Raw genomic sequence first — 2,668 nt, forward strand, 5'->3', positions numbered from 1 at the left:
CATCTCCGCCGTCCGCTTCCAAATGGAATCCATGGAATCACCTCGGCGTTAGCATGACCGGGAGGGCGGAAATCATACCTCCCGCCGGTTTCTCAGTCGGCTTTTACGAAATTTCCACCCGCTTCGTCCGTTTAAATTGTCAAATCTGTCGAAATAAATTTTAGGGCTTGACAAACCCGCCCCGTAAGGCGTATTCTGTGCCCAAGTTCAAAAGCGCAAACCGATGACGCGGACGAGTAGGCAGGGCCTTGGTTCTCAAAGAGAGCCGCCGGTGGTGAGATGGCGGCAGAAGCAAGCCTGTTGAATGGACCGCTGAGGGCGGGCCGAACGGGATGTTTCCCAAGTATGCCTCGACGGGCTTTTCCCCCGTTACCAAGGAAAGGCGCGTGTTGGCGCGCCGCCGAGCGGGCGGTTTTCTTATACCGCCAATTTGGGTGGCACCGCAGAAGTTTCAAGACTTTTGTCCCAAAGGTACCTGTAACGGGTCCTTTCGTGGACGGAGGTCTTTTTTTGACGCTCCGCCTTCGGGAGAGACCATACGTCGGAAAGGAGCAAGCGTCATGACCTTTGAAAAAATTCCCTACAAGATCTATCTCTCCGAGCAGGAGCTGCCGGCCGCCTGGTACAACGTCCGGGCCGACATGAAGCACAAGCCCGCCCCCCTGTTGAATCCCGGCACCGGGGCCCCCATGGGCTTCGAGGACCTGCGGGGCGTCTTCTGCGACGAGCTCATCCGCCAGGAGCTGGACAACGACACGGCGGAAATCCCCATCCCCCAGGAGATTCGGGACTTTTACAAGATGTACCGCCCCTCTCCCCTGGTCCGGGCCTACTGCCTGGAGGAAAAGCTCCAGACCCCAGCGAACATCTACTACAAGTTTGAGGGAAACAACACCTCCGGCTCCCACAAGCTGAATTCCGCCATCGCCCAGGCCTACTACGCCAAGCGGCAGGGCCTCCTGGGCGTCACCACCGAGACCGGAGCGGGCCAGTGGGGCACCGCCCTCTCCATGGCCTGCGCCTATCTGGGCCTGGACTGCAAGGTCTATATGGTGAAGGTCAGCTACGAGCAAAAGCCCTTCCGCCGGGAGGTCATGCGGACCTACGGCGCCTCCGTCACCCCGTCGCCCTCCATGGAGACGGAAATCGGACGGAAGATTCTCCAGGAGCACCCCGGCACCACCGGCTCCCTGGGCTGCGCCATTTCCGAGGCGGTGGAGGCGGCGGCGAAAAACCCCGGCTACCGCTACGTGCTGGGAAGCGTTTTGAACCAGGTGCTGCTCCACCAGTCCGTCATCGGCCTGGAGACCAAGGCGGCCCTGGACAAGTACGGCGTGGTTCCCGACATCATCATCGGCTGCGCCGGGGGCGGCAGCAACCTGGGCGGGCTGATCTCCCCCTTCATGGGGGAAAAGCTCCGGGGCGAGCGGGACTACCGCATCCTTGCCGTGGAGCCCGCCTCCTGCCCCAGCCTCACCCGGGGAAAATTCGCCTACGACTTCTGCGACACCGGCATGGTCTGCCCCCTGGCGAAGATGTACACCCTGGGCAGCGGCTTCATCCCCTCCGCCAACCACGCCGGGGGCCTGCGGTACCACGGCATGAGCCCCGTNCTGAGCCAGCTGTACCACGACNGGNTGATAGAGGCCGTGGCCNTGGAGCAGACGAAGGTCTTTGAGGCGGCGGAGCTCTTTGCCCGGGTGGAGGGCATCCTCCCCGCCCCGGAGTCCAGCCACGCCATCCGGGCGGCGATGGACGAGGCGCTGAAGTGCAAAGAGACCGGGGAGAAGAAGACCNNCGTCTTCGGCCTCACCGGCACCGGGTATTTCGACATGACGGCCTATGAGAAATTCCACAACGGGGAGATGTCGGACTATATCCCCACGGATGAAGAGCTCCANGCCAGCTTTGCCAAGCTGCCCCAGGTCCCCGGACTGGATTGATCCCCAACAGCAAGGAGGCCGCCCGAATGGGGCGGCCTCTGCTTCTATCGAGTGTTCAGTTGATGGGGAACTCCGGGATGCCCGCCGCGCCGGCGGCGATGCTGTACTCGGGGAAGCACACCACGACCGTGCCGTCCTCCCGGACATAGAAGCCGGTGGTCTCGTCCACAGTGGTAAAGCCGCCTTCCTCCGGGGCGAAGAAGAAGGTGAAGCCCTCCTCGTCCACGCTCTCGGCAATCTGCCGCTCAATGGCGGCGTTGCAGATTTCCACCCAGTTCTCTCCCAGGCAGTCCCGGAGGGTCAGGTCCCGGTCCTCGCTGAGGTCCAGGTTGTAGTAGTACCGCTCCTCCATGGAGGACACCCAGCCCTCGGCAAAGGTCACCACAAAGGAAACCCGGGACTCCGACTGGCTCTTGATCTCATAGTCCACGATGACGTCCATCTCCCGGTCCGCCCACTCCTCTTCGGTGCCGCCGGTGGCGAAGAAGGCCTCCCGGTAGTCGTCCCAGTCCTGCTGGGCCTTGGCCAGGTGGGCGTCCACCTTCTCCTGGATGACGGCGTTGACCTTCCCGGCCAGGTCCCCTTCCGCCTCCAGCTGGGGAACGGTCACGTCGTAGTGGATGCCGTCCTCCGTCTTGTCGTAATCCACAAAGGTCAGCACCTGGAACAGCCCGCCAAGGACAGGCACCTCCGCCGCCGCCGTGGCGATGGTGGGGGACAGGTTC

Annotated in this window: 2 protein-coding genes and 1 other annotated feature; of the genes, one reads left to right on the forward strand and one right to left on the reverse strand. The window is 62.7% G+C overall.

Annotated features, from left to right (window positions below; all coding sequences use genetic code 11):
- Positions 1-214: 214 nt before the first annotated feature.
- Positions 215-471, forward strand: a binding site (T-box leader).
- Between the two features lie 89 nt (positions 472-560).
- Positions 561-1,943 (forward strand): TrpB-like pyridoxal phosphate-dependent enzyme, encoded by a 1,383-nt coding sequence (locus JX325_RS14820; RefSeq protein WP_204791845.1) that lies wholly within the window; start codon positions 561-563, stop codon positions 1,941-1,943.
- A gap of 55 nt (positions 1,944-1,998) precedes the next feature.
- Here JX325_RS14820 and JX325_RS14825 read toward each other — a convergent pair.
- Positions 1,999-2,668: RsiV family protein (locus tag JX325_RS14825; RefSeq protein WP_204791846.1), on the reverse strand; the 670-nt coding region annotated here is incomplete at its 5' end.

The sequence above is a fragment of the Oscillibacter sp. CU971 genome, assembly GCF_905219725.1.
Lineage (GTDB): Bacteria > Bacillota > Clostridia > Oscillospirales > Oscillospiraceae > Oscillibacter.